This window comes from Noviherbaspirillum galbum, from assembly GCF_010974945.1.
GTDB lineage: Bacteria > Pseudomonadota > Gammaproteobacteria > Burkholderiales > Burkholderiaceae_D > Noviherbaspirillum > Noviherbaspirillum galbum.
This window is the reverse complement of record NZ_JAAIVB010000008.1, coordinates 152651-176661: the sequence shown is the minus strand read 5'-3', so window position 1 is coordinate 176661 and position 24011 is coordinate 152651. Positions and strand designations below refer to the sequence as shown.

Here is a 24011-nt window from a genome sequence, read left to right as displayed (position 1 = left end):
ACCATCTCATCGTTTCTCGTACTGGGTCTTGCCGAACAGGACTTCACGCGACTTGTCGTCGGTGAGCGGCTTGTGCACATCCGCGAATGCCGCCACGCCCTTGACGACCGCAGGCCGCGCGGCGATGCGGTCGAACCATTCCTTCAGGTGCGGAAATTCATCGATCTCCACGCCCTGGTTCTTCCATGAGCGCAGCCAGGGAAAGGTGGCGATGTCCGCGATGGTGTATTCCTCGCCCGCCAGCCAGGGGTGATCGACGAGCTGCTTGTCGATGACGCCGTACAGCCGCTTCGCTTCGTTGGTGTACCGGTTGATGGCGTAGTCGATCTTTTCCGGCGCGTAAATGCGGAAATGATGCGCCTGGCCCAGCATGGGGCCGACGCCACCCATCTGGAACATCAGCCATTGCAGCGTGTTGAACTTGTCGCGATCAGACGCGCCCAGAAACCTGCCGACCTTGCTTGCGAGGTAGACGAGGATGGCGCCGGACTCGAACAGCGCCATGGGCTTGCCGTCCGGACCGTCCGGGTCGACGATCGCGGGAATCTTGTTGTTGGGGGATATTGCCAGGAAGTCCGGCTTGAACTGGTCGCCGGCGCCGATGTTCACGTAATGCAGCCGGTAAGGCAATCCGCATTCCTCCAGCAGGATATGCACCTTGTGGCCGTTGGGCGTTGCGCTGGAATACACATCGATCATGGATTCTCCTTCTTCTTATGGGCAGGGACGCCGACGATCGATTATGCATAAGTTCGGTCGTCCCTGCCTTGCGCGCGGGAGAATCGCGCGCGCAAGGAAGTTCAGATCGGCATCAGGAGCGCGTGATCGGCAATTCCTGCTCCGCCTTGGGAATCGCCATGTGCTTGGCGAGTTCCAGCTTGGCGATGGCATTGCGGTGGACTTCATCCGGACCGTCCGCGATGCGTAGCGTGCGGTTGCCCGCCCACTGGCCGGCGAGCGGGAAGTCGTCGCAGACGCCGCCCGCGCCATAGGCCTGGATCGCCCAGTCGAGCACTTGCTGGGTGACGTTGGGCGCGAGCACCTTGATCATCGCGATCTCCGCCTTGGCGTGCTTGTTGCCCACGGTATCCATCATGTAGGCGGCCTTCAGCGTCAGCAGGCGCGCGGTATCGATGCGGATGCGCGACTCGGCGATGCGCTCGTGCCAGACGCTCTGCTCGGAAACGCGCTTGCCGAAGGCCACGCGGTCGTTCAGGCGCTTGCACATGAGTTCGAGCGCGCGTTCCGCCACGCCGATGGCGCGCATGCAGTGGTGGATGCGGCCTGGGCCGAGGCGGCCCTGGGCGATCTCGAAGCCGCGTCCTTCGCCGAGCAGGATGTTCGACGCCGGTACGCGCACGTTTTCGAACAGGATCTCGCAATGGCCGTGCGGCGCGTCATCGTAGCCGAAGACCGGCAGCGGACGCTTGATGGTCACTCCCTTGGTGTCGGTCGGCACGAGGATCATCGACTGCTGCGAATGGCGCGGCGCCTCCGGATCGGTCTTGCCCATCAGGATGAAGATCTTGCAGCGCGGATCGCCCGCGCCGGAGATCCACCACTTGCGGCCATTGATGACGTATTCGTCGCCCTGGCGCTCGATGCGGGTTTCGATGTTGGTCGCGTCAGAGGAAGCGACGGCCGGTTCGGTCATGGCGAAGGCGGAACGGATCTCGCCGCGCAGCAAGGGCTCGAGCCACTGCTTCTTGTGCTCTTCCGTGCCGTAGCGCTCGATGGTTTCCATGTTGCCGGTGTCGGGCGCGGCGCAATTGAAGACTTCCGGCGCCCAGGGCACGCGTCCCATGATTTCGCACAGCGGCGCATAGTCGAGGTTGGACAAGCCTTCCGGCGCGCGTGCCGATTTCGGCAGGAACAGGTTCCACAGCCCGGCGGCGCGCGCCTTCGGCTTGAGGTCTTCGATCAGCTGCGTCGGAATCCAGCGGTTGCCTTTCTCGCGGCCGTTGCGGTCGACTTCTTCGTCGAAGGCTTTTTCGTTGGGGTAGATGTGCTCATCCATGAAGCGCAGCAGGCGCTGCTGCAGGTCCTTGCAGCGGTCAGAATATTCGAATTCCATGTCGTCTCCTTATGTGTGAGTTGCTTTGCCTTGGTCTTGTCCAGGCCTGGTATCAGCCGGCCTGGCCGGATGCGTAGCGCCATCCCATTTCCGCCATCGGGCGCGCCGCCTGTCCGGACTTCAGCGCCTGTTCGCTGGACGCGGTGCCATCCACATAGCGCTTCATGATGCCCTGCAGGATGCCGGCCATGCGGAACATGTTGTACGCCAGGTAGAAATTGAAATCTTCCTTGCGGATGGTCTTGCCCGTGCGCTCGCAGTATTTCGCGATGTATGCGTCCTCGCTCGGAATGCCGAGCGATTCGAGGTCGAGGCCGCCTATGCCGCGGAACTGGCCCTGGGGAATGTGCCAGCTCATGCAGTGATACGAGAAGTCGGCGAGCGGATGGCCGAGCGTCGACAATTCCCAGTCGAGCACCGCGAGCACGCGCGGCTCGGTGGGATGGAAGATCATGTTGTCGAGGCGGTAGTCGCCGTGCACGATGCTTGTGTCGTCGCCAGGCGGAATGTTGGCCGGCAGCCAGTCGATCAGCTTGTCCATGGCCTCGATCTTTTCGGTCTCGGAGGCGCGGTACTGCTTGGTCCAGCGGTCGATCTGGCGCGCGAAGTAGTTGCCCGGCTTGCCGTAGTCGCCGAGGCCGATGGCGTTGTAATCGATGGTGTGGAGCTGCGAGATGACGCGGTTCATCTCGTCATAGATTTCGGCGCGCTGCTCGGGGCTCATGCCCGGCAGGGACTGGTCCCAGAGCACGCGGCCATCGACGAAATCCATGATGTAGAAGGCGCGGCCGATGATGGACTCGTCCTGGCAGAGCGCGAACTGTTTCGCCGCGGGAAAGCCGGCCTTGTTGAGCGCATTCATGACGCGGAATTCGCGGTCGATGGCGTGCGCCGACGGAAGCAGCTTGGCGGCCGGGCCGGGCTTGGTGCGCAGCACGTAGCGCTGGTCGCCGGCGGTGAGCTTGAATGTCGGGTTGGATTGCCCGCCCTTGAACTGCTCGATGCTCAGGTTCCCGGCGAAGCCCGGCACATGCTCGCGCATGTAGTTCTCTAGCGCGGCGACGTCGAACTTCTGGCGTTCCGACACCGGGCGCGTGCCCATGTATTCCTCGTACATCTCGTCTCCTTGGTTGGTTAGGGCAGGGGATCCGGACCATTCTACAACATAAGTGTACGACCGTACTATTTTGCCGCGATGCGGGCCTTATTTTTCTTTTTCCCCTTTCCGCAGCCCGCGCGATTTCATGTACTGCTCGAGCAGGACTTCCATGGTGGTGTGGCGCGACTCGCCCTGCAGGGTGGATATCGCGGAAAAATTCATGACCCGCACCACCCAGTCGGCCTGCTGCTCGCCGACGTCGATGGCATTGATGCAGCCCGCGGTCTGCGCCAGATTGCCGAGGTAGATGCGTTGATTCGTGAGGGCGTAAGAGAGAATCGCGCGATTGACGCCGCCGTGCAGCACGAGAAGCACCGTGTCCCAGCTTTTGTCGGCGCGCAGCCTGTCGATCGCGGGATGAACGCGGTCCATGAGCTGGCCGATGCTTTCGCCACCAAGAAACTGCTTCTGTTCGGGAACGACGCCATCGAAGGCGCCGACGAAGGCTTCCCGGAGATCTTCGTCGGGGATCGCCGACAGCTTGCCGCCGCGCAGTTCGACCAGGTCTTCCTGCACCTCGAGTGGAATGTCCTGGCCGGTCGCCATCAAGACGCGCGTTGCCGTCTCGACCGTGCGCGGCAAGCCGGAAACGATCACCTTGTCGAAGCGGATTCCTTCTGCGGCAAAAATCTGGCCAGCGGCGGTGGCTTGCTCGCGTCCGAGTTCATTGAGCGGCACCTGCTCGGGCAGGAAGGGCTTGCCTTGCTGGTCGAAGTAGGTCACGTTGCCGTGACGCATGAGGTAGATGCGGCGTCGTTGATGTGCGGTCATTTGTAGTGGGGCTTTCGTTTTTCGAGGAAGGCGCCGATGCCTTCCTGGGCATCGCGGTGATGCAGGCTTTCGACGAAGCTGCGCTTCTCGGCTTCGAGGTGCTGCGTCAGCGAATTGTTTTGCGCTTCCTGGTTCAGGGCCTTGATGCGCTCGACCGCATTCGGTGACAGGGCAGACAATTCCTCGGCCCACTGCAAGGCGACGTCGAGCGCGGTGCCGTCGGGCACGACGCGGTTCACCACGCCAAGTTCATACAGCCGCGGCGCAAGCACCGGTTTGCCTTCGATCAGGATTTCCATTGCAAGTTGCCTCGGCAGGGCGCGCGAAATGAACCAGGAGGCGCCGCCGTCAGGCGTCAGTCCCACGCGCACATAGGCCATCACGAACTTCGCCGAGCTTCCGGCAACGATGAGGTCGCTGGCAAGCGCGAGCGAGAATCCCGCCCCGGCCGCCGCGCCGTCGACGGCGGCGATGACGGGCTTGGGACAATCGCGGATGGCATCGATCCAGCCATGCAGCTGGTCGATGGAATCGGCCTGCACAGACGGGTCCTTGCTGCGGTTTTCCAGCAGCCGGTTCAGGTTGCCGCCGGCACAGAAGAACTTGTCGGCGCCGGTGATCACGACGGCGCGCACCGAGTCGTCGCGCTCGGCGGTGGTCAGCGCCTCGATGGCCGCGCCGTACATGTCGGGATGCAAGGCGTTCTTCGCGCCCGGGTTGGAAAGGGTGAGGATCAGGGTGGCGTCCTGCCGGGACGCCTGGAGCTCGGCAGCCATGGTGGAAGTGGTGTAGTTGGGTTCAGAGCGGTATTATTGCCGAAATTTCCACTCAGGACCGCGACCGCGTCGCATATCACAACCAGGAGACATCCCATGCTCAAACTTTGCGGCTTTGCCGTCAGCAACTACTACAACAAGGTCAAGTTCGCCCTGCTCGAAAAGGGCGTGCCCTTCGAGGAAGAACTCGTCTGGGCCGACCGTTCCCCGGCGCTGCTCGAGCGCTCGGTGCTGGGCAAGGTTCCGTTCATCGAAACCGAGCAGGGCCGCCTGATCGAATCGCAGGTCATCATGGACTACATCGAATCGGCCTATCCGGAAAAGCCCTTGCTGCCGGCAGATTCCTTCGCCGCGGCCAAGGTGCGCGAACTCATCACTTTCATGGAACTGCATCTCGAACTGGTCGCGCGGGAAGTCTATGGCGAAGCCTTCTTCGGCAGCAAGGCCAGCGATGAAGTGCGCGAACGCACGCGCAAGCTGCTGACGCGGAACATCGCGGCCTTCACCAAGCTGGCGAAGTTCGGGCCTTACATCGCGGGGGATGCGTTCACCATGGCCGATTGCGTGGCGATGGTGCATTTGCCGCTGGTGAGCATGGCCACCAAGGCGGTGTATGGGGAGGACATGCTCGCCGGCTTGCCGGTGCGGGAGTATGTGAAGATGGTGAGCGAGCGGCCGGCTGCGCAGAAGGTGAATGCGGACCGCAAGGCGAATCAGGAGATGATGGCCAATAGGGGGAAATGACGGGACAAGGCGAAGATGCCCAGCGTTCGACCTGAAAGTTGGACGCTGGGCCTGCAAAGTCGAGATGTTTCCAGCTACTTCTGCAGGCTTGCCTTCGCCGAGGCCACGACTTCTTTTGCGGCTTCCTCAAATTTTCCGAGAAAGCGGCGATACAAAATTTCCTTATAGCTACTGTCGCTATGTTTTGGCGGAGCGTCAAATACCGGGTTGTTTCTGTAGTACTTAAGATGAAATGCTGGAACCTTGCCTTCATTGATTAGATTTTCATCTTTGCAGGTAATGAAGGTGTTAATGAATTCTTGCTTAGTCTTAGCATTTTTTTCTAGTTGCCAATTTTGATAAGCCAAGATGGCTTTGCCGTAGGCCTGATTCTTAATTTCTTCATTGCAGAGGGCCTGCTTCAGGTCTTCTGTCAACCCAATCCCTTTAAGTAATTTAGTGTCAAGCTTGTTCATCCGACTGGCGTGATCCGCTTTTTCGGATTTGATTTGCACCTCGACATCGGCGTTGAAAGCATCCCTTTTCACTTGAAGCATCTTGACGCGGTTTTTCGTCTCCAAGGTGGAAATTTCCCTAGACGACGAAACAGCGGACGTTGATACAGGCTGAGATGAGTTGGTGCCAGACCGATCCGTTTTGAATTCTGGAAAGTTGCGAATGAAAGAACTCAATTCAGACTTATTGCGATTAATTTTTTCGGAAGTCGAATCCGCATTCCCAGGAGGCGCGCACAGATAAACCTTGACGCCGACCTGCGAGACGATGGCGTTTTGACCTGGCCGTGCTTCAGTTTCCTGCTTCACTGCTGAATCTGATTTTTGTTTGGCATTACTCCCGTTGATAGTCAGGACTAGCGGCGACGGTGCTTTAGGATCAGGGCCACTGGCTGACTTATCCTCAAAATCCACCGCTGGAGAAATTTCGTTTAAATCTTGAAGGGCAGCGATTTGAGGGGAATGATGAAGCGCAATAGTCTCCAATGCTTCAGAGTCATCGGACGGATCATCAGAAGGGGGTGCGTATGACTCTTCAGACGCACTTGTGTTGACGCGTTTGCTGCATCCTTGTTGGAGCATTTTGTTGATGTCCGCTTCTATTCTGCTCCCTGCCGAAACGGTTTCCCAACCATTATGCGAGACAGTTCCACCCTCAATCTTCGCCGCCTTCAGATCATCTGTACCTTGGGACTTAAAGGATGTGTTGTAGATGAGGATGGTCGTCTGGCCCTTCTCGATAGCGGCCATTTCCCACGAATCGGGAGGAGGGAAAGCGTCGGTTAGCTCTTTTCTGAGCGTATCGATATCATGAAGGCTCACATCTTCCGGCGCGAACGAATGCCAATCCGTCGAAGGCTCTCCTGTAAGAGGATGCAGTTTTTCATAAGCGTCTTTGATGTCGGGTAATTGAACCTGTTTCTGAGGTCGAGAAGCTGCTGGTCCCATGCTAGCAGCATCAACACTGGAGCCAGATGCAATGTGATTAGTCGGTGCCATCGCCATTCCCTTCAATGAGAAATTCTTCCGCCTTCACCACGCCGCGCGAAGGCCCGTTCCAGGATTTCGTTGCGAGCTTAGCCACGCCGTTCAATGCCCAAATGAAAAATTAATTAATCCTCACCTTGTTGATAGAAATTCATTTCCGAAATCGCGAAAAAATTTGTTGCCATTAATAATTTTTCTCCTATCTTGATTAATGTCATGGATCATCAAAAAAATTCGCCATGACGTTGCATCGGCCAGGGAGAAGGAAAATGGAAACGATCATGCAAGCCGGGCGGCAGGCGCGTGCATTGGGCGATGGAGTGCACAGGGAATTCTTCCTGTGCCTGATGTTGATGTTCTGGTTGCTGGCCGGCGTGCACGCGCCGGCGCATGGCATCGGAATGACGGTGCGGGTGTGCGTCGACGAGCGGCCCTGGATGCCGTTCACCAGTCCGGATCCGGACTTGCCCGGGACCTTCCAGCGTATCGTTTCGGCAGCAGCGCAAGGCTTGGGAGCGCATGTCGAAACCACGATCGCGCCATGGTCGCAATGCAAGGAATACCTGAAACAGGGCGAGGTGGATGCCCTGATCGGCGCAAGCGATTCGGTGCGCAACCAGGGCACCATGGCGCTGCCGATGAAGGGCGCGAAGACGGACAGCAGCCGCGCGCTGGGTTCGGCGCGCATCGTGCTGGCGCGGCGTTTCGATAGCCGGGCGGACTGGAACGGCCGCAATTTCGTGAATGTCAGCCTGCCTGTCGCGGTGGCATCCGGCACGGATGCCATGATAGAGGCCGTCAAGCGCGGTCGTGCGGTACCCGACGAAGCCGGCCGCACTGACGAGCAGAACCTGGCGAGGCTGGCGAGCCGGCGCGTGGACCTGATGGCGGGCTATGAAAATGATGTGGCCGTGCTCGTCGCCGGCAAATACCACAGGACCGTGGAAGTGCTGCCGGTACCGCTCTCCGACAATTACTACTACCTCGGCTTTTCCAGGCAGTTCTATGACGACTACCGTGATTTCGCGGAGCGTTTCTGGAACAAGCTGCGCGAGGTTCGCTCCGTCTACTGACTAGCCTGCAATCGTGAGGGAAACTACTTCAGGACCTCAAAGCGCTGCGTCGCTTCCCCATAGTTGCTGCAGGCTGAAGCACAGGGCGGCCGCATCACCGGGGATCGCGCCGCGAATCAGGTAAAGGTCCTTGCTCGTGTCGCGGGCGATCGGATAGGACAAGGGCGCGCCGCGCGGCCCGAGAAAGGCATGCACCGTCGGCGTAGTGGACGACTTGCCCCGGCGCGTGACGACGCCCACTTCACCACTCTGCAATTTCACCAGCGAGCCCGGCGGATAGGTGGTGAGTTCCTTCACGAAGTAGGCGGCCAGCGTCGGGTCGCTCGGCGTTCCGTTCTTCATGAACACATCCCGCAACGCCATCGCCGGCAGCAAGGTTTTCTTGTATTTCCGCGTCGTGACCGAGGCGGTGTAGCGGTCGGCCAGCGAGACGATCTTGGCATTTTGGGGAATTTCTCGGATCCCGCCTTCCACGCTGGGCTGGATGTTGTCGAGTTCGTGATGCAGGAGGACGAATTCCAGCCAATCGGGACGGTCAATCCCGGCCTGGCGGAGCATCCGGACGCTTTCGGCAGGATGGTTCCTGACGAGTTCGGCGTCCTTCGGGCCGAGCGGCTCGGTGCGCGCCTGGAACTGGTCCTGCTGGCGCAGCATGCCGATGTTCATCGTCAGGCAGGCCGCCATGATGTCCTCGACTTCCCGCTCGGTCTTGTTCATGGCGCGCGCCACCTGCCGGGCAAGCAGCGCGCTATCCACGCCATGCCGGACGGCGTAGCTCGAACTGCCCTGGTTGAGCAGCATGGCGGCGAGGCAGACATCCGCATTCACCGTTCCTGCGTAACCGAGCGCCTTCACGACTTCCAGCACCTTGGCCTGGACGTTTTCCTCGCTGGCGAAGTTGTAGAGAACGCGTTCCAGGCGTTTCGTGGCGAGGTTGATGAAGCGCAGGGCGGAGGGCTGCTCGGCCTTGGCGCCGGCACGCTGTTCCTGTTTTGGCTGGGCGCCTTTTTCCTGCTCGTCGGCATGGATGAACAGGCCGCGCGACAGCAGGCTTTCCGCCTGCCGCATGCTCACGATAACCTGGCCACGCTTGAGCAGCAGCCGATTTCCCTCTCCGTAGACATCCCACGGCAATGGTTCGCCGATGGCAATATCCGCCAAGCTGATGCGTCTCTGATCGAACATCGTCCCCCCTCGTAACGGGTTGCCGCGCCCAAGTCAGAACTGGCCCGCCGCGCGCCATCCTTGCGGATGGCGCGCGGCGGGCAGGATCATTGCGATATGCGACCGTTTAGGTTGCTTAAGCTGGCTCGGGAGCCGGATTCTCCTTGCCTTTTTATTGTGCAACCAAAAAGTGTGAACGCCAAGAAATATTTACAAGCTTGCAAGGCGTCCTAATGCTTGCCGCAGCGTGTCATCCTTTTTCGCGAAGCAGAAGCGAACGATGCCCGACTCCCGCGGCTTGCTGTAGAAGGCTGATACCGGGATCGCGGCGACGCCGACCTCGCTGGTCAGCCAGGTCGCGAACTCGGCCTCGGGGAGGCTGGAGATGGCGGAGTAATCGACGCACTGGAAGTACGTGCCGTCGGAAGGAAGCAGCTTGAAGCGGCTGCCTGCCAGCCCTTCCCGGAACAGGTCGCGCTTGGCCTGGTAGAAGCCGGCGAGCTGGAGGTAGGGCGCGGGGTCGCGCATGTATTGCGCGATGCCGTGCTGCACCGGGGTATTGACGGTGAAGACGTTGAACTGGTGGACCTTGCGGAATTCCGCCATCAGCGGCGGAGGCGCGGCGACGTAGCCGATCTTCCAGCCGGTCACATGGTAGGTCTTGCCGAAGCTGGAAATGACGAAAGCGCGCGCCGCGAGTTCGGGATGGCGGCAGACGGATTCATGCTGCTGGCCGTCATAGACCATGTGTTCGTACACCTCGTCCGAAATAAGCAGGATGTTGGTGCCGCGGAGGATGCCGGCGAGCGCATCGAGGTCGGCGCTCCGCAGGATGGAGCCGGTGGGATTGTGCGGAGAGTTGATCATGATGGCCCGTGTGCGAGGCGTCACGGCCGCGGCGACGCGATCCCATGGGACGCTGTAGCCGTCCGGCCCGACTTCCATCTGCACAAACATCGGCACGCCGCCCGCCATGTCGATGGCCGGCACGTAGCTGTCGTAGACCGGTTCGATGACGATCACTTCGTCGCCGGGATGCACGCAGCACAGGATGGCGGTCAGGATGCCCTGTGTGGCGCCGGCGGTGACGGTGATGTCGGTCGCAGGATCATAGCGATGGCCGTAAAGCGCGGACACCTTGGCCGAGATCGCTTCCCGCAAAGCCGGGATGCCGGTCATGGGCGGATACTGGTTCAGGCCCGCCCGCATGGCGCCGGTGACGGCATCGACCAGTGCCGGGTCGCAATCGAAATCCGGGAAGCCCTGGCCGAGGTTGACCGCGCCCTTTTCCGCGGCCAGCGCCGACATGACGGTGAAGATGGTCGTGCCGACCTTGGGAAGCCGGGATGCCAATGTGGGAGTCTGAGCGGGAAGAGGGGCGTTCATGCGGTTCAACCTGGATGGCAAAACCGACATTGTAGAGCCGATTCGATGGTGGATGCAGGCGTGGTGCGGCCATGCGTCAAACCGGCGGAGTCCATTTCTCCGGCGGCAGAATCTGGAACAGGCCGGCCCTGGCCGTCCGCTTGGCAAGCTTGAGCAGGGCCTTGTCCTTGGTGATGAGCACTTCCGCGCCGGCATCGCGCGCAATTTCGAGGAATTTCTGGTCGTCGGTGTCCTTGCACTTCGGCAGGACCACGTCGACGCGCGGGACAAGATCCTGGCGTCCGATGACCTGGATCAGGGCGGCGAATTCGGCATCCGCCACGGGGCGCGACCGGTCATCCAGAGGCAGGTGGGAATAGTGCAGGACGGCGCGCCATTCGTCGCGGCAGTCGTCCCGGGTCACGGCTTCGACCCGGCGTTCGTGCAAGGCGAGGAGGAGGGCGGACCAGCGCGGGTCGTGGAAGACGAAGAGGTCGAGGCAGACGTTCGTGTCGATGACGATGCGTTTCGGTATCATTGCTGGCTGTTAATCGAATTCTTCTTTTGCTGCATGCTGATCGTACTTTCCCCCGCCAAGACCCTGGACTACGACACGCCGCCGGTCACCGATGAGAAAACCCTGCCGGAATTCATCCCCCAGGCCGCGGAACTGATCGAGGTCCTGCGAAAGCTGTCGGCCGCCGACGTCGCCAGCCTGATGGACGTCTCTGACAGCATCGCGACGCTGAACGTCGCGCGTTTTGCTTCCTGGTCGCGGCGCTTCACATCCAATAATGCCAAGCAGGCGGTCCTTGCCTTCGACGGCGACGTCTACGACGGCTTGCAGGCGCCATCGCTGAGTCCGAAGCAGCTTGCTTATCTTCAATCCTCGGTGCGCATCCTCTCCGGCCTGTACGGCGTGTTGCGCCCGCTCGACCTCATGCAACCCTACCGCTTGGAGATGGGTACCCGGCTCGCCAATGGGCGCGGCAAGGATCTGTACACCTTCTGGGGCGACCAGGTCACGCAGGCGATCAATGCGGCGCTGGCATCGCAGAAGGGCAAGCGCGGCAAGGTGCTGGTCAACCTCGCTTCCGAAGAATACTTCAAGGTCGTCAAGCCGCGCCTACTGGATGCCCCCGTCATCACGCCGGTCTTCGAGGACTGGAAAAACGGCAGGTACAAGGTGATTTCTTTCTTCGCCAAGCGGGCGCGCGGACTCATGGCGCGCCATGCGGCGGTCAACAACATCAGCCAGCCGGCGAAGCTGAAGGAATTCAGCGAAGACGGTTATGCGTTCGACGCGGAGGCATCGAGCGACGCCGTCTGGGTATTCCGGCGCCGGACCGGGGATTGAATTCCAAGGGCTTGCCTTAGCGCGCCTGCGGATGGTCGTAGCGGACACCCGCGTGGCGGCTTACCAGATCTTCCACCAGGGGCCGCTGCGGTCGGGGCCGCCGCGCAGGTAGACGCTGTTCGGAAAGTTCTTGTCCAGCACGCGCTTGGCGTCTTCGCGCAGGTCGGTCATGCCGAGCGCATCGTAGGAACGGACCATGACGGACAGGGCTTCCTCGACGGCCGGCGCCTCGCGATACTCCACCAGCGCGGTCTGGGCCCGGTTGGCCGCCGCCAGGTAGGCGCCGCGCCGGTAATAGTAGCTCGCCACATGCACTTCATACTGCGCCAGGGCGTTCACCAGGTACTTCATGCGCGCGATGGCGTCCTTGGCGTAGATGCTGTCGGGAAAGCGCTCGGCAAGCAGGCGGAAGGAATCGAAGGCTTCGCGGGCCGCCTTCGGATCGCGTTCGCTCGGGTCCTGCCGGACGATGAAGTCGAAGAAGCCGAGCCTGTCATTGAAATTCACCAGACCGCGCAGGTAGTACATGTAGTCGACGTTCGGATGGTTCGGATGCAGCTTGATGAAGCGTTCGATCGCGGCCAGGGCCTGCGGCGAATCGGACTGGCGGTAGTAGGCGTAGGCGATTTCCATCTGCGCCTGCTGGGCATAGGTGCCGAAGGGATAGCGCGCTTCCAGCTTCTCGAAGTACTGGATTGCCTTGTCGTAGCTTCCGGTCGACAGTTCGTCACGGGCCTCCGAGTATAATTTCGAGGCTGACCAGTCCCTCGTCTCGTCGGCCTTGTCCGGCAGCAGGCCGCATCCGGACAACACGATGGCCATTGCCAGGGCGGGGGCGAGGAACTTCAACGATCTTTTTTGCATGACGTTTTGCAAGAATACATCTGAACAAGAGACCGATTATAGCTGATGGAACTTGCATCGATGCCAGACGAAAATCCGAATTTGCAGAAAACCCTTCCCGACAACGACCTTGCCCTGAACGACGACGATGACGCCCCCGGCGGCGAAACGCTGGTGCTGGCGCTCGGGCCCGAGCATTGCGGGCTGCGCATGGACAAGGCCCTGTCCATGCTGGCACCCCAGTATTCGCGCAGCCGGCTCCAGCAATGGATGGAATCCGGCCACGTGACCGTGGACGGCCAGCCGGTGAAGCCCAAGACCACCGCGCTGGGCGACGAAGTGCTGACCGTGGCGCCGCAGACGGTGCCAGAGGACCAGGCCTTCAATGCAGAGGCGATGACGCTGGACATTCTCCACGAGGACGCCTCCATCCTCGTCATCAACAAGCCGGCCGGACTGGTCGTGCATCCGGCCGCCGGCAACTGGTCCGGCACCTTGCTCAACGGCTTGCTGCATCACGTCCCGGCGATCGCCGCCGTGCCGCGCGCCGGCATCGTGCACCGGCTGGACAAGGAAACCAGCGGCCTGATGGTCGTGGCCAAGACCATCGAGGCCCAGACCGACCTGGTCCGCCAGCTTCAGGCGCGCACCGTCAAGCGCGAATACCTGGCGCTGGTCTGGGGCCAGCCGCAGATCAGCGGCCGCATCGAGGCAGCCATCGGCCGTCATCCGCGCGATCGCGTCAAGATGGCGGTCTCGGATCACCACGGCGCCAAGCCGGCGGTCACCCATTACGAGCGCGTCGCGTCCGGGAGCATCGACGGCAAGCCGGTCAGCCTGCTGCGCTGCCGCCTCGAGACCGGGCGTACCCACCAGATCCGCGTCCACATGGCTTCCATCGGCTTCGCGCTGGTGGGTGACCAGCTCTATGGCAAGAGCCATCTCGCGGGCGCCTTCCACCGGCAAGCCCTGCATGCCTTCCGCCTCGGGCTCGATCATCCACGTTCCGGCAAGCACAAGGAATGGGAGGCGCCGCTTCCCGACGACATGCTGGCGCTGCTGCAGTCGGCCCGCATCGATCCGGCGGAATCGGCATGAATCGCGGCCGCTACCTCGACATCGACTGGCCCGCCTTGCCGCCCGGGGTGGGTACCATCTCCACGCTGCGCAGCGGCGGCGTCAGCCGCGGACCGTATGCGGCGCTGGATGGCAGCGGCGGCTTCAACCTCGGCACCCACGTCCAGGACGATCCCGCGGCGGTGGCCGCGAACCGTGCCTTGCTCCGGCAGGATCTCCCCGCCGAACCCGCCTGGCTGAACCAGGTGCATGGCAGCCGGGTGGCGGATGCTGCCGGCATCGCTCCCGGCGCGACGGTCGATGCGGATGCCAGCGTCGCGGCCGGTCCGGGCGCCGTGTGCATCATCCAGACTGCCGACTGCCTGCCGGTCCTGTTCAGCGACGTGCAGGGAAGGGTGGTCGGTGCGGCGCATGCCGGCTGGCGCGGCCTATCCGGCGGGGTGCTGGAAAATACGTTGGCGCGCATGCGCGATGCAGGCGCCGGCGAGATCGTCGCCTGGCTTGGACCGGCCATCGGGCCTGGTGCCTTCGAGGTGGGGGAAGACGTCAGGGCGGCATTCCGCGCGGCGCATGCGGAAGCGGACGCTGCCTTCCGCCCCATCGCCGGAACCGGAGGAAAATTTCTAGCGGACATCTATGCGCTGGCACGACTGAGGCTGCGCCATGCCGGTGTCGCCAACGTCTCGGGAGGCGGTTGGTGCACGGTCACCGAAGCATCCCGCTTCTATTCCTATCGCCGGGACCGCGTGACGGGGCGCATGGCCTCCTTGATCTGGCTCAAGTAGGAATTCGCCATCATCGGCGAACATTCATTGCTGCCAGGAAGCGAAGTGAGGCCGTGGTGAGAATGAGCTCGTAACGGTTTATGCCGGCGGCACGCCAGGCTTGCCGTTTTCAGCCACGGGTTGGGTCGGACCTGCCTCCTCGCCATGATGCGCCGCGTCTTGGTCCGGCGGGGCGGATGGCGCCATGGCCGCCTTTTCCTCACGTAGTAATTTTTCTGCTTTTACGCGGTTGCGTTTGCGCTGCGGCGTACCCATCAAGTATAAAATGATCACAAGCGGGAGGACGCCATACAGCAGGAAGGTCGCGATGCCGGCGACCACCGAGTGCTCGGTGATCGACATCATGAGGACCACATACATCCATGCGATGGCAACGATATACATAAGCTTACGTGGCTTTTGCAGCATTCAAGTCGACTTGTAACGATACGCCAAATCAGAGATCCCAGCATGAACATGTTCACTCCCCAAGCCACCCCGCCAGCATGGATGGCGCAATTTTCCGATCCCAACGCCTGGCAGTCCTGGATGAAGACCCCGCAGATGGACATGGGGCCCATCGCCAAGACCATGGCCGACCTGGGCGCGACCATCGATCCCGCCGAACTGGGCAAGCTGCAGCAGGACTACATGCAGCAGCTCACCGTGCTATGGCAGGACATGCTGGCGCAGAAGACTCCCGCGATCGCCGACAAGCGCTTCTCCGCGCCGGTATGGCAGGCCAACCCGCTGCATGCCTTCAACGCGGCGGTGTACCTGCTGAACTCGCGCTTCCTGCTCGCCATGGCCGATGCCGTCGAAGCCAAGCCCCGCGCGAAACAGAAGATCCGCTTCGCGGTGCAGCAGCTGGTAGATGCGATGTCGCCCGCGAACTTCCTCGTCACCAATCCCGAGGCGCAGCAGAAGATCATCGAGAGCAAGGGCGAGAGCCTCGCCAAGGGCATCACCAACATGCTGCAGGACCTGCAGAAGGGGCACATCTCGCAGACCGACGAGTCGGCCTTCGAAGTCGGGGTGAACGTCGCGACCACCGAAGGCACGGTGGTGTTCGAGAACGAGCTGTTCCAGCTCATCCAGTACCAGCCGCTGACCAAGACCGTCAACGAGCGTCCACTGCTGCTTGTCCCGCCCTGCATCAACAAGTACTACATCCTCGATCTCCAGCCCGCCAACTCGCTCGTCAAGTACGCGGTGGAAGAGGGGAATACGGTATTCCTCGTCTCGTGGTGCAATCCCGGCGCGGACCTGGGCAAGACCACCTGGGACGACTACATCCAGAAAGGCGCTTTGAAGGCGCTGGAAGTGGCCCAGGAAATCTCGGGCCAGGAACAGATCAACGCGCTCGGCTTCTGCGTCGGCGGCACGGTGCTCTCGACCGCGCTCTCCATCCTGTACGGGCGCGGTGAAAACCCCCTTTCCAGCCTGACCCTGCTGACGACCTTGCTCGACTTCCGCGAGACCGGCGTGATCGACGTCTTTGTCGACGATGCCCAGGTCCTGCTGCGCGAGCAGACCATCGGCAAGGGCGGACTGATGCCGGGACGCGACTTCGCATCCACATTCTCGAGCCTGCGGCCGAACGACCTGGTCTGGAACTACGTGAAATCGAATTACCTGAAGGGCGAGGAGCCGCCGCCCTTCGACTTGCTGTACTGGAACTCCGACAGCACCAACCTGCCGGGACCGATGTACTGCTACTACCTGCGCAACATGTACCTCGAGAACAACCTGCGCCAGCCGGGCAAGCTGACGGTGGGCGGGCAAAAGGTCGACCTCGGCAAGATCGATACGCCGATCTTCATCTATGGCTCCCGCGAGGACCACATCGTGCCCTGGACCGCCGCCTACGAGTCGATGAGTATCCTGAATCCCAAGAAGCCCGCGCGCAACCGCTTCGTGCTGGGCGCCTCGGGCCACATCGCGGGCGTGATCAATCCGCCGGCCGCCAAGAAGCGCAGCTACTGGACCAATGACGCGCCGGCCAAGACGGCGGAAGAGTGGTTTGCGGGCGCGACGGAAAATCCGGGAAGCTGGTGGCCGGAATGGAGCGCCTTCCTCGCAAAGAACGGCGGCAAGAAGGTGCCCGCGCCGAAAAAGCCGGGCAGCGCCAAGTACAAGCCCATCGAGCCGGCGCCCGGCCGTTATGTGAAGGTCAAGGCCTGAGCCTCATCCGCCGACGGCTTGTCCCGAAAAGCTCTCATCGAAAAGCCCGGAATTCCGCCTTCGGATTTCCGGGCTTTTTCTTCGCGTGGCTGCATTGCAATAAATCAACACGGTCGTGCCGAAAACTCGCTAAATATTTGTTTTCTCGCACTATAATAAGGTTGGAGACAAGCGAACGCCTGTTCGCTTCATTGAAATCCGGCACAAAAGCGTTGCGCCGCAAAAGACGGGAACCATCAATGAACAGCACAAAAAAGGCATCCGAGCGACTGATCAAGAAGTACCCCAATCGCCGGTTGTACGATACCCAGACCAGTTCCTACATCACGCTAGCGGACGTGAAGCAGCTCGTCCTCGAGAATGAAGAATTCACGGTGGTCGACGCTAAGACCGAGGAAGACCTGACCCGCAGCATCCTGCTGCAGATCATCCTCGAGGAAGAAGCCAATGGCACGCCCATGTTTTCCAGCGGGGCGCTGTCGCAGATCATCCGCTACTACGGCCACGCCATGCAAGGCATGATGGGTTCCTACCTGGAAAAGAACATCCAGGCCTTCATCGACATCCAGAACAAGCTCGCCGAAAGCTCGAAAGGCTTCTACGAAGGCAAGCCTTTCAGCCAGGAAATGTGGACCCAGTTCATGAACGTCCAGGGGCCGATGATGCAAGGCATGATGAGCAACTACATCGAGCAGAGCAAGAACCTCTTCATGCAGATGCAGGAGCAGATGCAGAGCCAGACCAAGAACATGTTCGGCAGCTTCCCGTTCCCGGGCGCTGGCACGAACGACAAGACGAAGAAATAACACCTGCCCCGGCCTGCATCCCGCCTGGTCCATTCGGTCCAGGCGCTGTCAGGCAGGGCCCGCAACAGGGTACAATGGCGGATTGCCTTGTGCCCTGTTTTGTTATGTCCAACGATTCTTCCCCCAAAGTCGGCTTCGTCTCCCTCGGCTGCCCGAAAGCCCTCGTCGACTCCGAACAGATCCTCACCCAGTTGCGCGCCGAAGGCTATGACACCGCCAAGTCCTACGACGGCGCCGACCTCGTCATCGTCAATACCTGCGGCTTCATCGATGCCGCCGTCCAGGAATCGCTGGATGCCATCGGCGAAGCCCTCAATGAAAACGGCAAGGTGATCGTCACCGGTTGCCTCGGCGCCAAGAAGGACGCCGCGGGCAACGACATCATCCAGAGCGTGCATCCCAAGGTCCTCGAAGTGACCGGGCCGCATGCCGTGGGCGAGGTGATGGCGGCGGTGCACAAGCACCTGCCCAAGCCGCACGATCCCTTCATCGACCTGCTGCCGCCGCAAGGCGTGAAGCTCACGCCCAAGCATTTCGCCTACCTCAAGATTTCCGAGGGCTGCAACCATCGCTGCAGCTTCTGCATCATCCCCTCGATGCGCGGCGATCTCGTGTCGCGTCCGGTGGCCGATGTCATGCTGGAAGCGGAAAACCTCTTCAAGGCCGGTGTGAAGGAACTGCTGGTCATTTCCCAGGACACCAGCGCCTATGGCGTGGACGTGAAGTTCCGCACCGGCTTCTGGAACGGCCGTCCGCTGCGCACGCACATGACCCAGCTCGTGACCGCGCTCGGCGAGCTCGCCGCCCAGTACGGCGCTTGGGTTCGCCTGCACTACGTCTATCCGTATCCGCATGTCGACGACATCATTCCCCTGATGGCCGAGGGCAAGGTGCTGCCTTACCTCGACGTGCCGCTGCAGCATGCGCATCCCGATGTGCTCAAGCGCATGAAACGCCCGGCCAACGGCGAAAAGAACATCGAGCGCATCCAGGCGTGGCGCAAGCTTTGCCCGGACCTCACCATCCGCTCCACCTTCATCGCCGGCTTCCCTGGCGAGACCGAAGAAGAATTCCAGTATCTCCTCGACTTCCTGAAGGAAGCGCGCATCGACCGCCTAGGCTGCTTCGCCTACTCGCCGGTCGAAGGCGCGACCGCCAACTCGCTCGACAATCCCGTGCCGGAAGAGGTACGCGAAGAGCGCCGCGCCCGCGTCATGGAATTGCAGGAAGGCATTTCGAAGGAACGCATGCAAGCCAAGGTCGGCCAGACCATGCGCGTGCTGATCGACGAGGTCAGCGCGTCCGGCGGCACCGGCCGCACCGCGGCGGATGCGCCGGAGATCGATGGCGCGGTCTACGTCAAGCCGCCGTACGAGCCGCACCGCAAGCTGCGCGTCGGCGAATTCGTCGACGTGAAGATCACCGCCGCCGATGCCCACGATCTCTGGGCCGAAGCCTGACCGGCATCGCAACGGGGGAACGCATGGCTGACGACCAGGACCACGCCAGCAGCCAGCCGCCGCGGACGGCGACGGCGATCATCCATTCCGGCTACGAAGCCCCGGCAGGCTTCGACGCCTTTCCGCTTGCGGTGCACCGCGCCTCGACCGTGGTGTTCGAGAACGTCGCGGCGATGCGCTCGCGCACCTGGCAGCAGAAGAGCGGCTATACCTACGGCCTGCATGGCACGCCCACCTCGTTCACGCTCGAGGCGCGGCTCACGGAAATCGAGGGCGGGAAGCATTGCATGCTCGCGCCCAGCGGCCTGGCGGCGATCTCCATGATCGACATGGCGCTGCTCAAGAGCGGCGACGACATGCTTATTCCCGACAACGCCTACAACCCGAACCGCGATCTCGGCCAATGGATGGCCCGCCACTTCGGCATCAGCACGCGCTTCTACGACCCGATGATCGGCGCCGGCATCAAGGACCTGATCCGGCCGGAGACGCGCCTCGTCTGGACCGAGGCGCCGGGATCGGTGACCATGGAAGTGCCCGACATTCCGGCCATCTGCGCGGCCGCCCACGCGGCCGTAGGCCAGGGCAGTCGGCCTGTGGTTGCGCTCGACAATACCTGGTCCGCGGGCCTGGCATTCAAGGCCTTCGACCATGGAGTGGACATCGTCATGCAAGCCCTGACGAAATATCAGTCCGGCGGCTCGGACGTGCTGATGGGCGCCGTCATCACGCGCGACGATGCCTTGAACCAGAAGATCGAGGAAGCCCACATGCGCCTCGGGTATGGCGTGGGCATGGACGATTGCTACCTCGTGTCGCGCGGCCTGCCGAGCATGAAGCTGCGCTTCGATGCCCACGATGCCGCCGCGCATGCCGTCGCGCGCTGGCTCAAGTCACGCCCGGAGATCAGCCGGGTGCTGCATCCTGCCTTCGAGGACTGTCCCGGTCACGCGACCTGGAAACGTGATTTCACCGGCGCGGGCGGCTTGTTCTCCGTCATCTTCGACGAGCGCCATCCCGAGGCCCTGACCGACCGTTTCGTCGACAGCCTGAAGCTGTTCAAGATCGGCTACAGCTGGGGCGGGGCGCACAGCCTGTGCGTGCCTTACCGGGTGAAGGGCATGCGCGCCAACTGGCCGCATGCCGGCCAGCTGGTGCGGTTCTACATCGGCCTCGAGGATCCGCGCGACCTGATCGCCGACATCGGGCAGGCCCTGGGCGTGCTGCAGGGCGATGCCTCGTCGTTTCACGGCGAAGGCTAGCATCGCTCAGGCGGGCGCCGTTTCCTCCATGTTCTTGAGCGCGTAGGCAAGGAAAGCCTGCGCCTCCAGAGGTTTGCAAAAGTAATAGCCCTGGATCTCGTCGCATCCGTGCTCGCGCAAGAAGTGCCATTGATGCGGCGTTTCCACGCCTTCCGCCACCGTGATGACCTTGAGCCGCTTGCTCATGGCGATGATGGCATCGGTGATCGCGGCGTCGGACGGATCGCCGGGAATGTCGCGGATGAACGAGCGGTCGATCTTGATGACGTCCACCGGGAACTGCTTGAGCTGCGACAGCGAGGAATAGCCGACGCCGAAGTCATCGATGGCGATGCGGATGCCGCTGCTGCGCAGGCGCGCGAGCGCCTCGAACGTGCGCTCGGTGTTCGCCATGACCATGCTTTCCGTGATTTCGAGTTCCAGCAGGCGGGCATCGAGCCCGTGCAGGGCGAGGGTGGCGAAGACCTCTTCGCACAGGCCGTCCTCCACGAACTGCCGCGCCGACAGGTTGACCGCGATCCGCACCGGCGGGAATCCGGCATTGACCCATTCCGCGTGCTGGCGGCAGGCTTCGTTGAGCACCCAGCGCGACAGCGGCACGATCAGCCCGGTTTCCTCGGCCAGCGGGATGAACTGGTCCGGCGGCACCAGGCCGAGTTCGGGATGCCGCCAGCGCACCAGCGCTTCCATGCCGGCGATGCGGCCGTTGTGGGAATCGACCTTGGCCTGGTAATGCAGGGCGAGTTCATTGCGTTCGATCGCGCGCCGCAGTCCGGATTCCAGCGCCAGGCTGCGCGCCGAATGGCCGTTCATCCATGCCGAGTAAAACTCGTAGCGGTTCTTGCCGAGGTCCTTGGCGCGGTACATCGCGATGTCGGCATGCTTCATGAGGGTAAAGTCATGGCGGCCGTCTTCAGGGAAGATGCTGATGCCGATGCTCGCCGTCATGTGGATCAGCTGGCCGTCCAGAATGTATTCCTTCACCATGACGTTCAGGATGCGCTGCGCCACCTCGGCGACCTGGCTGCCGTCGGTGAAGCTTTCGATCAGCACCACGAATTCATCGCCCCCCAGGCGCGCCACGATATCCTCGCTGGTGCGGTTGCGCGCGACTACGTCGCTCGTTCGCAGGCAGTGGCTGATGCGTCGGGACATCTCCTGGAGGAGCACGTCGCCCGCGCCATGGCCCAGCGTGTCGTTCACATTCTTGAAGCGGTCGAGGTCGACGAACAGCACCGCCAGCCGCCGCTTGTGCCGGTCCGCCTGCTCGATCGCATGCTGCAGGTGCCGGTTGAACATGGCGCGGTTGGGCAGGTTGGTCAGCGAGTCGTGGAAAGCGAGGTGTTCGATATGCTGCTGCATCCGCACGCGCTCGGTCATGTCCCGCGCCAGCGACAGCATGCATTCCTTGCCGTCGATGAGGATGGGACCGATGCGCAGCTCGACCGGAAACTCGGTGCCGTCCTTGCGGCGGTGCACGCTCTCGATCGCGGTCGGGGCGCCGGTGGTCAGGCCTGGGCCGAGCTGCTTGAGGTCTTCGGGTGACAACTTTGCATCGATGTCCATCATGCTCATGCGCAGCAGTTCCTCGCGCAGGTAGCCGAGGCTGTGGCAGGCATGCTGGTTGACGTCGAGCAGCATGCCATCGCTGTCGTGCACGTAGAAGCTGTCGGTCGCCTGTTCGACCAGGGCGCGGAAGTGGGCCTCGCTCTGCCGCAGGCCTTTTTCCGCGTCGCGCCGTTCCAGGTATTGCGCGATGTGGCGGCCGATGAAATGCGCGCTGCGCAGCATGTCGGGATCCATTTCCTGGACCCGGCGGCTGAAGAATTCCATCACGCCGCGTATCTGCGCGCCGGCCTGGATGGGGAAGGCAAAGGCAACCCGCAGCCCGGCATGGCTGGCCGCGACGGCCGGACCCAGCACGGGGTCCAGCGCGACGTTGCCGGCCCAGGCCGGAGTGCCCGTCTCGAGCACCCGTCCGAGCAGGCCCTGGCGCATCGTGGGTGGAACCTGGCTTGGGCAGGCCGCGAAGAAGGCGTCCATGAGCGGATTGCCGGGCGGCCAGGCACTCACCCTTTCATAAGCATTGCGCTCGCGATTCAGGGCCCAGTAAGCGCCGCATGCCCATCCCACGCGCTCGCAGATGGTTTGCACGATCGCCGGCAGCAGCACCGAGGGCGCCTCGGATTCCGCGAGCATGCGCGTGATGCCGTGTTCGACCGCCTGGCGCACTTCCACCTGCTTGCGGGCGGTAACGTCCATGATGGTGCCGTGCAGGCGGGTGATCGTGCCGGTGTCGTCTCGGACGGTCCGGCCGAGCACCCGTATCCAGCGCATTCCCCGTTTCGGCAGGTGCAGGCGGAATTCGAGTTCGAGGGCCAGTCCGGCGTGCAGCATGCGGTCGACCGACCAGCGCAGGCCGGGCCGGTCGCGCCGCTGCACCATGCGGCGAAAGCCGCGGTAATCGGGCGGCGCGGCCGTGGCTTCCAGGTCGCAGATGCGGAAGCACTCATCCGACCAGTACCATGTGCGGCTGGCGGGCGTGAACGACCAATAGCCGAGGCCGGCGATGCGTTGCGCCTCGGCCAGGCGGTCTGAAAGGTCTTTCAGGTCGCGGTTAGGGAAATCGAGCTGCGATGCCATGCCGGCGGGAAGCTTCCCTTCCCAGTCGGCCATGGCTTCGCTGATCGCGGCGAGCAGGCGACTCCACTGCTTCGCGGATGCGGGCGGCGCGGCTTCGCTGAAGCCGAGTCTTTCGAGCTGGTGCTGGAGCAGGGGATGCATGCCGGCCATGGCGTCAGCGCTCCCCGGTGCAGGCGCGGCGCGTGGCGGGAATCGCCGGGATGGCGGGGCCGGGACGAGACCAGCCGCCGGTTGCCATGGTGGTAAGTTTGCTCGATGCCATCGGTGTCCTTCGGTGAGGCGCTGCGAACATGACCAGCGGCAGTCAGGGCGGAACGATGGATCGCGGGCGCGACGGTCTCCGTCCCTGTTTCAGTCAGGCTGGTTCACTTCACTGATGGAGCCGAGGTTACACCAAGGGCATTAACAGTTAGCAAAAGTATTAATACGTGGAAGCGCGGGAAAAATTATTCGCGTAGGCATGCCGGAAACATGCCATGGAAGGCGGCTTGAGGGGAGGGGCCGCCTCCCGGCCGGGAAGCGGCGGATTTCAAAGCGGAAGCGGCGGTCAGACCGGCATGGCCTTGTTGTCGTTCAGGTCGAGCAAGCCCTTCAGCAAGCGGTATGCCTTCCAGACCCAGGCGCCCGTGCCCACCAGCCAGGCGAGGGGGATCAGGATGATGGTCACTGCCATCACGCCGGCCACCAGCATCCAGAAGACGTACCACCAGAAAGACCGTATCTGCCAACGGTGGTGCGTATAAACGAAGGTCCCCTGGGTTTCATCCTTCTTGAGGTAGTTGATGATCAGGGGAATGAAGGAAAACGCGCCGAGCGAAAGCAGCAGGGACGCGCCATGGATGATGTAAAGCCACCAGGCGAGGTTCTTGGCGGAATTGATTTCCTGGTCCAGCACGAGTTCCTGCGTCATGGTCGCTCCTTGTCGGCGAGGTCAAAAGGGAAACTGCGCGCATGGTGCCGGATTCCATGCCCTTCCTTGATGCACCGGCGAAACATGTCGCGGACGGC

Annotated in this window: 22 protein-coding genes; 9 read left to right on the top strand and 13 right to left on the bottom strand. The window is 62.1% G+C overall.

The window, feature by feature from the left end; all coding sequences use genetic code 11:
• Positions 1-6: 6 nt before the first annotated feature.
• The 5 genes from G3574_RS01905 to G3574_RS01885 all read right to left on the bottom strand — a co-directional run bounded on the left by G3574_RS01905 (position 7) and on the right by G3574_RS01885 (position 4780).
• Positions 7-699, bottom strand: coding sequence for a glutathione binding-like protein (locus tag G3574_RS01905; protein ID WP_163960312.1), 693 nt, complete (start codon positions 697-699; stop codon positions 7-9).
• Between the two features lie 112 nt (positions 700-811).
• A complete protein-coding gene (locus G3574_RS01900; protein WP_163960311.1) occupies positions 812-2074 on the bottom strand; it encodes an acyl-CoA dehydrogenase family protein in 1263 nt (420 codons plus the stop codon).
• A 52-nt stretch (positions 2075-2126) separates the two neighbouring features.
• Complete coding sequence (locus G3574_RS01895) at positions 2127-3191, bottom strand: phosphotransferase family protein (RefSeq protein ID WP_163960310.1); 1065 nt, start codon at positions 3189-3191, stop codon at positions 2127-2129.
• An 87-nt stretch (positions 3192-3278) separates the two neighbouring features.
• Positions 3279-4004, bottom strand: coding sequence for a histidine phosphatase family protein (locus G3574_RS01890; protein ID WP_163960309.1), 726 nt, complete (start codon positions 4002-4004; stop codon positions 3279-3281).
• Positions 4001-4780 (bottom strand): oxepin-CoA hydrolase, alternative type, encoded by a 780-nt coding sequence (locus G3574_RS01885; protein WP_163960307.1) that lies wholly within the window; start codon positions 4778-4780, stop codon positions 4001-4003. Before G3574_RS01885 ends, G3574_RS01890 begins: the two co-directional genes overlap by 4 nt.
• 96 nt (positions 4781-4876) lie before the next feature.
• On the opposite strand from G3574_RS01885, the gene G3574_RS01880 reads away from it, so the two are divergent.
• Positions 4877-5524 (top strand): glutathione S-transferase family protein, encoded by a 648-nt coding sequence (locus G3574_RS01880; protein ID WP_163960305.1) that lies wholly within the window; start codon positions 4877-4879, stop codon positions 5522-5524.
• Positions 5525-5598: 74 nt separating this feature from the next.
• Here the strand turns inward: G3574_RS01880 and G3574_RS01875 are convergent, their stop codons facing one another.
• The gene (locus tag G3574_RS01875; protein ID WP_163960304.1) at positions 5599-7017 is read right to left on the bottom strand and encodes a hypothetical protein; all 1419 of its coding nucleotides are present in this window, start codon (positions 7015-7017) and stop codon (positions 5599-5601) included.
• A gap of 257 nt (positions 7018-7274) precedes the next feature.
• On the opposite strand from G3574_RS01875, the gene G3574_RS01870 reads away from it, so the two are divergent.
• Positions 7275-8078, top strand: a complete 804-nt coding sequence (locus tag G3574_RS01870) for a substrate-binding periplasmic protein (RefSeq protein WP_163960302.1) — start codon at positions 7275-7277, stop codon at positions 8076-8078.
• Between the two features lie 36 nt (positions 8079-8114).
• Here G3574_RS01870 and G3574_RS01865 read toward each other — a convergent pair whose 3' ends face one another.
• The 3 genes from G3574_RS01865 to G3574_RS01855 all read right to left on the bottom strand — a co-directional run bounded on the left by G3574_RS01865 (position 8115) and on the right by G3574_RS01855 (position 11145).
• On the bottom strand, positions 8115-9263 hold the full coding sequence (locus G3574_RS01865) for an HD-GYP domain-containing protein (protein ID WP_163960300.1): 1149 nt from the start codon (positions 9261-9263) through the stop codon (positions 8115-8117).
• 189 nt (positions 9264-9452) lie between these two features.
• Positions 9453-10628, bottom strand: a complete 1176-nt coding sequence (locus G3574_RS01860; protein ID WP_163960298.1) for a pyridoxal phosphate-dependent aminotransferase — start codon at positions 10626-10628, stop codon at positions 9453-9455.
• Between the two features lie 76 nt (positions 10629-10704).
• A complete protein-coding gene (locus G3574_RS01855) occupies positions 10705-11145 on the bottom strand; it encodes a putative toxin-antitoxin system toxin component, PIN family (RefSeq protein WP_163960296.1) in 441 nt (146 codons plus the stop codon).
• A 33-nt stretch (positions 11146-11178) separates the two neighbouring features.
• On the opposite strand from G3574_RS01855, the gene yaaA reads away from it, so the two are divergent.
• Entirely contained in the window at positions 11179-11964 is a 786-nt protein-coding gene (gene yaaA, locus G3574_RS01850; RefSeq protein WP_163960294.1) for a peroxide stress protein YaaA, read from the top strand.
• A gap of 60 nt (positions 11965-12024) precedes the next feature.
• Here yaaA and G3574_RS01845 read toward each other — a convergent pair whose 3' ends face one another.
• On the bottom strand, positions 12025-12828 hold the full coding sequence (locus tag G3574_RS01845; RefSeq protein WP_163960292.1) for an outer membrane protein assembly factor BamD: 804 nt from the start codon (positions 12826-12828) through the stop codon (positions 12025-12027).
• 60 nt (positions 12829-12888) lie between these two features.
• Here G3574_RS01845 and G3574_RS01840 point away from each other — a divergent pair, with 60 nt between their 5' ends.
• Entirely contained in the window at positions 12889-13905 is a 1017-nt protein-coding gene (locus G3574_RS01840) for an RluA family pseudouridine synthase (protein WP_235952892.1), read from the top strand.
• The gene (pgeF, locus tag G3574_RS01835; protein ID WP_163960289.1) at positions 13902-14669 is read left to right on the top strand and encodes a peptidoglycan editing factor PgeF; all 768 of its coding nucleotides are present in this window, start codon (positions 13902-13904) and stop codon (positions 14667-14669) included. Before G3574_RS01840 ends, pgeF begins: the two co-directional genes overlap by 4 nt.
• Before the next feature lie 78 nt (positions 14670-14747).
• Here the strand turns inward: pgeF and G3574_RS01830 are convergent, their stop codons facing one another.
• Positions 14748-15053, bottom strand: coding sequence for a hypothetical protein (locus tag G3574_RS01830; RefSeq protein ID WP_163960051.1), 306 nt, complete (start codon positions 15051-15053; stop codon positions 14748-14750).
• 66 nt (positions 15054-15119) lie between these two features.
• Between G3574_RS01830 and phaC the strand changes: the two genes are divergently transcribed.
• From phaC to G3574_RS01810, 4 genes are all read left to right on the top strand, one after another.
• On the top strand, positions 15120-16832 hold the full coding sequence (gene phaC, locus G3574_RS01825) for a class I poly(R)-hydroxyalkanoic acid synthase (RefSeq protein ID WP_235952890.1): 1713 nt from the start codon (positions 15120-15122) through the stop codon (positions 16830-16832).
• Positions 16833-17071: 239 nt separating this feature from the next.
• Entirely contained in the window at positions 17072-17638 is a 567-nt protein-coding gene (gene phaR, locus G3574_RS01820; protein WP_163960287.1) for a polyhydroxyalkanoate synthesis repressor PhaR, read from the top strand.
• A 104-nt stretch (positions 17639-17742) separates the two neighbouring features.
• The gene (rimO, locus tag G3574_RS01815; RefSeq protein ID WP_163960285.1) at positions 17743-19098 is read left to right on the top strand and encodes a 30S ribosomal protein S12 methylthiotransferase RimO; all 1356 of its coding nucleotides are present in this window, start codon (positions 17743-17745) and stop codon (positions 19096-19098) included.
• 23 nt (positions 19099-19121) lie between these two features.
• On the top strand, positions 19122-20360 hold the full coding sequence (locus G3574_RS01810) for a cystathionine beta-lyase (RefSeq protein ID WP_163960283.1): 1239 nt from the start codon (positions 19122-19124) through the stop codon (positions 20358-20360).
• A 6-nt stretch (positions 20361-20366) separates the two neighbouring features.
• On the opposite strand, the gene G3574_RS01805 is transcribed toward G3574_RS01810, so the two are convergent.
• Positions 20367-23153: a bifunctional diguanylate cyclase/phosphodiesterase gene (locus tag G3574_RS01805; RefSeq protein ID WP_163960281.1), complete on the bottom strand. Its 2787-nt coding sequence runs from the start codon at positions 23151-23153 to the stop codon at positions 20367-20369.
• Between the two features lie 397 nt (positions 23154-23550).
• Entirely contained in the window at positions 23551-23913 is a 363-nt protein-coding gene (locus tag G3574_RS01800) for a DUF4870 family protein (RefSeq protein ID WP_163960280.1), read from the bottom strand.
• Positions 23914-24011: the final 98 nt, after the last annotated feature.

Excerpts from the sequence above, each read along its gene's own strand:
- G3574_RS01800 (WP_163960280.1), bottom strand. The coding sequence starts at position 23,913 with ATGACGCAGGAACTCGTGCTGGACCAGGAAATCAATTCCGCCAAGAAC.
- G3574_RS01855 (WP_163960296.1), bottom strand. The coding sequence starts at position 11,145 with ATGATACCGAAACGCATCGTCATCGACACGAACGTCTGCCTCGACCTC.
- G3574_RS01830 (WP_163960051.1), bottom strand. The coding sequence starts at position 15,053 with ATGTATATCGTTGCCATCGCATGGATGTATGTGGTCCTCATGATGTCG.
- G3574_RS01865 (WP_163960300.1), bottom strand. The coding sequence starts at position 9,263 with ATGTTCGATCAGAGACGCATCAGCTTGGCGGATATTGCCATCGGCGAA.
- G3574_RS01810 (WP_163960283.1), top strand. The coding sequence starts at position 19,122 with ATGGCTGACGACCAGGACCACGCCAGCAGCCAGCCGCCGCGGACGGCG.
- G3574_RS01885 (WP_163960307.1), bottom strand. The coding sequence starts at position 4,780 with ATGGCTGCCGAGCTCCAGGCGTCCCGGCAGGACGCCACCCTGATCCTC.
- G3574_RS01805 (WP_163960281.1), bottom strand. The coding sequence starts at position 23,153 with ATGGCCGGCATGCATCCCCTGCTCCAGCACCAGCTCGAAAGACTCGGC.
- phaR (WP_163960287.1), top strand. The coding sequence starts at position 17,072 with ATGAACAGCACAAAAAAGGCATCCGAGCGACTGATCAAGAAGTACCCC.
- pgeF (WP_163960289.1), top strand. The coding sequence starts at position 13,902 with ATGAATCGCGGCCGCTACCTCGACATCGACTGGCCCGCCTTGCCGCCC.
- G3574_RS01840 (WP_235952892.1), top strand. The coding sequence starts at position 12,889 with ATGCCAGACGAAAATCCGAATTTGCAGAAAACCCTTCCCGACAACGAC.
- G3574_RS01895 (WP_163960310.1), bottom strand. The coding sequence starts at position 3,191 with ATGTACGAGGAATACATGGGCACGCGCCCGGTGTCGGAACGCCAGAAG.
- G3574_RS01905 (WP_163960312.1), bottom strand. The coding sequence starts at position 699 with ATGATCGATGTGTATTCCAGCGCAACGCCCAACGGCCACAAGGTGCAT.
- G3574_RS01890 (WP_163960309.1), bottom strand. The coding sequence starts at position 4,004 with ATGACCGCACATCAACGACGCCGCATCTACCTCATGCGTCACGGCAAC.
- G3574_RS01900 (WP_163960311.1), bottom strand. The coding sequence starts at position 2,074 with ATGGAATTCGAATATTCTGACCGCTGCAAGGACCTGCAGCAGCGCCTG.
- yaaA (WP_163960294.1), top strand. The coding sequence starts at position 11,179 with ATGCTGATCGTACTTTCCCCCGCCAAGACCCTGGACTACGACACGCCG.
- G3574_RS01845 (WP_163960292.1), bottom strand. The coding sequence starts at position 12,828 with ATGCAAAAAAGATCGTTGAAGTTCCTCGCCCCCGCCCTGGCAATGGCC.
- G3574_RS01860 (WP_163960298.1), bottom strand. The coding sequence starts at position 10,628 with ATGAACGCCCCTCTTCCCGCTCAGACTCCCACATTGGCATCCCGGCTT.
- G3574_RS01870 (WP_163960302.1), top strand. The coding sequence starts at position 7,275 with ATGGAAACGATCATGCAAGCCGGGCGGCAGGCGCGTGCATTGGGCGAT.
- rimO (WP_163960285.1), top strand. The coding sequence starts at position 17,743 with ATGTCCAACGATTCTTCCCCCAAAGTCGGCTTCGTCTCCCTCGGCTGC.
- G3574_RS01880 (WP_163960305.1), top strand. The coding sequence starts at position 4,877 with ATGCTCAAACTTTGCGGCTTTGCCGTCAGCAACTACTACAACAAGGTC.
- phaC (WP_235952890.1), top strand. The coding sequence starts at position 15,120 with ATGAACATGTTCACTCCCCAAGCCACCCCGCCAGCATGGATGGCGCAA.
- G3574_RS01875 (WP_163960304.1), bottom strand. The coding sequence starts at position 7,017 with ATGGCACCGACTAATCACATTGCATCTGGCTCCAGTGTTGATGCTGCT.